General features: G+C 64.7%; 4 protein-coding genes and 2 pseudogenes. 1 reads left to right on the top strand and 5 read right to left on the bottom strand.

Annotated features, from left to right (window positions below; genetic code table 11):
- The 3 genes and pseudogenes from EOA28_RS27080 to EOA28_RS40985 form a co-directional block, all read right to left on the bottom strand.
- A pseudogene (locus EOA28_RS27080) lies at positions 1-183 on the bottom strand (hypothetical protein); the annotation flags it as partial.
- Between the two features lie 22 nt (positions 184-205).
- Entirely contained in the window at positions 206-676 is a 471-nt protein-coding gene (locus EOA28_RS40990; RefSeq protein WP_281058998.1) for an extracellular solute-binding protein, read from the bottom strand.
- A 79-nt stretch (positions 677-755) separates the two neighbouring features.
- Positions 756-1,247 (bottom strand): annotated as a pseudogene (locus tag EOA28_RS40985) (extracellular solute-binding protein); the annotation flags it as partial.
- A 227-nt stretch (positions 1,248-1,474) separates the two neighbouring features.
- On the opposite strand from EOA28_RS40985, the gene EOA28_RS27070 reads away from it, so the two are divergent.
- Positions 1,475-2,176 (top strand): GntR family transcriptional regulator, encoded by a 702-nt coding sequence (locus EOA28_RS27070; RefSeq protein ID WP_189342202.1) that lies wholly within the window; start codon positions 1,475-1,477, stop codon positions 2,174-2,176.
- A gap of 16 nt (positions 2,177-2,192) precedes the next feature.
- Here EOA28_RS27070 and EOA28_RS27065 read toward each other — a convergent pair whose 3' ends face one another.
- Both EOA28_RS27065 and EOA28_RS27060 read right to left on the bottom strand, forming a co-directional pair.
- Positions 2,193-3,278, bottom strand: a complete 1,086-nt coding sequence (locus EOA28_RS27065) for an ABC transporter ATP-binding protein (RefSeq protein WP_127253314.1) — start codon at positions 3,276-3,278, stop codon at positions 2,193-2,195.
- Positions 3,268-3,876: a cupin domain-containing protein gene (locus EOA28_RS27060; RefSeq protein ID WP_127253312.1), complete on the bottom strand. Its 609-nt coding sequence runs from the start codon at positions 3,874-3,876 to the stop codon at positions 3,268-3,270. Before EOA28_RS27060 ends, EOA28_RS27065 begins: the two co-directional genes overlap by 11 nt.
- Positions 3,877-4,104 lie beyond the last annotated feature (228 nt).

The raw sequence follows: 4,104 nt of genomic DNA, 5'->3' as shown, positions 1-4,104 counted from the left end.
CCGGAGCAGGGGCAGGAATCCGCCCGCCGCGACATCGAGGCTGAGATCGCTGAGGATGGAGACCGCGCCGAAGCGCTTCTCAATCCCGCTTATGCCGATGGGCAGCGCGGACTGCGCGAGAGACAACAGCATCTCCTTCAACTCCGGATCATTTTTGCGAAACGATGCGGAGCGGCGCCGCAAGGACGCCACTCCGGTACGATCCTCATTGCTGGATCAGGTTGTTGAACTTCTCCGTCGCCTCGACGAGGGTGTCGCGCCAGAAGGCCGGGTCCTGCAGCACCTGCTTCTTGACGTTCTCGGGTGAGGAATTGATGTCCTTGATGCGCTCGGGCGGGATCTTGCCGGTCTCGAAAGCCTTCTCGTTGGCCGGGCCGTTGTCGACATAGAGCGGCAAGTTGGCCTGGAGATCGGGGCTGACGAACTTGGCCAGCGCCTTCATGGCGATGTCCTTGTTCTTCGAGCCCTTCGGGATGACCATGCAGTCGGCGGTCAGCACGCCCTGGTCGAAGGAGAAGCTGACCGGCGCACCGCTCTTCTTCAGTGTGCCGGCGCGGCCGTTCCAGATGCTGGCCATATCGACCTCGCCGTCCTTGACGAGCTGCATGGCCTGTGCGCCGGAGGTCCACCAGGCATCGATATGACCCTTGATCTTGTCGACCGGATTGCAGCGCACCGTCGATGTCGACCGGGTAGACCTTGTCGATTGGAATGCCCTTGGCGAGAGCGGCGACGCTCACCGTCTCCGTCGCTTGGCTGCCGGAGAGCGCGCGGCGGCCGGGGAATTTCTCGACGTTCCAGAAATCGGCCCAGGTCTTCGGGCCTTTGTCGCCGAAGACATCGGTCCGGTAGATCAGCACGACGGACGTGTAGGAGATGCCGACCCAGTCGTCATGCACGAGCTTGGGATTGATGCCGGTCTTGTCGATGACATTGTAGTCCAGTTTCTCGAACAGGCCTTCCTTGGAGCCGCGCGCGCATTCGTCGGCGCCAAGCTCGGTGATATCCCATTTGACGGCGTTGCCGGTGACCTGCAGGCGCACGTCGTCGAGGCCGTTGGTGGTGTCCTGCTTGATGGTGATGCCGAGTTCCTTGGCCGTCGGATCGAAGAAGGCCTTGGTTTGCGCTTCCTGATAGGTGCCGCCCCATGAGGCGACGGTGATGGTGTCGGCGGCCGACGCCGGAACGGCGGCCGATGCCAGCAGCCCGGCAATCGCCAGGCCGTGAATAAAAAGTCTCTTCGTCATTTTCGCTTCTCCAACCGGTGTTCCCGTTATCGTTGATTTGGTATGCTAATTTGTATACAATTTTGAGTGTAATTCGACGGAAGCCGATGTCAACATGGGCTTCAGGTTTTTGATGGTGGAGAAGCGGGACAGTTCGAAGCGGCCGCGCACCGCGACAGGGTCTGTTCAAGCAGGCGCTAAAAGGCACTAGACTGCGATTCCATGACTGACCGTTGGAGGCCGGACGTTTGAGCAAGGAAAGAAAAAACACGCTGCGCGACTCGGTCTTCGAGAAGCTGAAGGCGTTGATCATCACCGGCCAGATCCCGCCGGGCGGCCGCGTGACGGAAAACGAGATCGCCGAGCGCCTCAAGGTCAGCCGCACGCCGGTGCGCGAAGCCTTCAACCGGCTGGAACGCGACGGGCTGGTGATCGGCCGTCCGCGCCAGGGCTATGTCGTGGCCGAGTTCAACCTGACCATGTTCCGCGAGGCCTTCGACATCCGCGAACTACTCGACGGCCGCGCGACCGAGTTGGCCGCGGCCAACGCGAGCGCCGCCGACAAGGCGAAATTGCGCGAGATGCTCGCCGAATGCGAAAGGCTGGCGGCGATCCCGGATCGCAGCACGCGCGAAAAATTCGAGGAGCTGCAGGTCGGCATCGACCTGCATCGGGTGATCGCCGAAATCGGCGGCAATGAGATGCTCCATGGCATGCTCTGCGGCATCCTCGACAAATGCCAGCAATATGTCTGGACCGAGCTTCTGTGGCTGGACGAATGGAAGCTTACCCGCGAGGAGCATGCCGGCATCGTCGACGCGATCTGCGCCGGCGATGTCGCTCTGGCGGGCGAGCGCGCCCGCGCGCATGTGCGCGGATCACGCGAGAACATCCTGCGCCTGCTGCAGGCCAAGTCCGACTATCAGGGATTGTTCGCCAAGGCTTCGTGAGCCAGCGCCCTCCCCGTCAGCTGGAAAGCATGGGGCAGCTGGCGCCACGGCGCAGGCTGACATGCGCCACGTCGCCGACGCTGAATTGAAAACCGTCGGCGCGGCGCGGAGCATCGATGACGATCGGAGTCCCCTGCCCGAGCTCGGCATGCAGGCGCAGCGTGCGGCCGTGGAAGACGACACCGCTGACCCGCGCCGGCGCGGTGCCTTCGGCGGCCTCGGAAGCGGCGAGAAGATCTTCCGGGCGCACGCCGATGGTGCGGGTGTCGCCGGCGTCCGGCATCTCGCCGCTGTCTGAGGTCGCCTCCAGCGGCAGGTCGCCAGCGGTAAAGCGCAGGCGCTCGCCGTCGCGGCCCTGGAAGCGCGACTGCAACAAGTTCATCGTGCCGATGAAGGAAGCGACGAAGCGTGTCGCGGGGCGGTCGTAGAGCGTGGCCGGCGGCGCGATCTGCTCGATGCGGCCCTTGTTCATGACGACGATGCGGTCGGAGATCGAAAGCGCCTCGGTCTGGTCGTGCGTGACCATGACGAAGGTGGTGCCGAGCCGCGACTGCAGCCGCTTCAATTCGACCTGCATCTGCTCGCGCAAATGCGCGTCGAGCGCCGACAACGGCTCGTCGAGAAGGAGCACGCGCGGCTCGCAGACGATGGCGCGGGCCAAAGCGACGCGCTGGCGCTGGCCGCCCGAGAGTTCCGAGACGCGGGCGCGCAGCTTGTCGGCGAGGCCAACCATGTCGAGCGCGTCGCGGATGCGTTTTGCCTGCTCGGCGCCGGACATTTTGCGCAGCGACAGGCCGAAGCCGACATTGGCCGCGACATCCATATGCGGGAATAGCGCATAGTCCTGGAAGACAGTGTTCACCGGCCGGTCGAAGGGGCGCAAGCCCGTGATGTCGCGGCCTTCGAGCAGGACATTGCCGCTCGACGGACTCTCGAAGCCGGCGATGACGCGCAGGCTCGTCGTCTTGCCGCAGCCGGAAGGGCCGAGCAGGGTCAGGAACTCACCCGGAGCGATATCGAGATCGACGGCGTCGAGGCCGACTATGCCGCCCGGAAAAACCTTCGAAACCTTCTGCAGGCGAACGAGCGCGTCAGGCGCCATCGCGCACCTCGGACGGCTTGGTCGTGTTGACCCAGAGGATCTGGCAGCGCTCGGCGCCGGGGTTGCGGAAGGCATGCAGCAGCGTGCTCTTGAAGGCGAAGCTGTCGCCGGCTTTCAGCACATAGGTGGTGGCGTCCACCACCAGCTCGACCTCGCCCGCCATCACGAAGCCGAATTCGTGGCCGGCATGGGCGTAGGCTTCCGCCGTACCGCCGCCGGCCTCGACCGTGACCAGCATGCCGGTGAGCGTGGCGGCGGGCGGCGACAGCAGCGCCTTGGCGATGCCTTCGGACTTCACCGGGATCTGCCGACGCTTGTCGGCGCGCACGCAATAGAGGTCGTTGACCGCCTCATTGCCGTCGGTGATCAGCGCCGACGGCTCGATGTCCAGCGCCGCGGCCAGCGGCCAGATCACCTTGACGCGCAGCGAGGACATGCCGCGTTCGATCTGGCTCAGCGCGCCGATGGAGATGCCGGCTTTGGCGGCCAAGTCGGCCAGCGAGAGGTTGCGCTCGAGGCGCAACGCCCGCACGCGCCGGCCGACGCGGATGTCGGCATCGTCTTTCCACCTTTCGGCGGCTTCGTCAAAGACATCCATGCGTTCGTCCCTGTTGCAGTCAGTCGGGCCGGCAGTTGACCAAGCCGGCTCCATGATCGGGTTCTTATCTTGCCAGACGCCGGCGCCGCCCCTCATCGCCCTGCCGGGCACTTCTCCCCGTATAGTGACGGGGAGAAGGGGCTGGCCGCAACGCTGGCGCCAGTTCTGCGACGCTGGTTATTGGCGAAGCCGCCGGTGACAGCCCCCCTCTCCCCGTCACTATACGGG

This window comes from Mesorhizobium sp. M2A.F.Ca.ET.067.02.1.1 (assembly GCF_004023285.1).
Taxonomy (GTDB): domain Bacteria; phylum Pseudomonadota; class Alphaproteobacteria; order Rhizobiales; family Rhizobiaceae; genus Mesorhizobium.
Note: the sequence above shows the minus strand (reverse complement) of the source record. Positions and strands in the feature narration are given on the sequence as shown.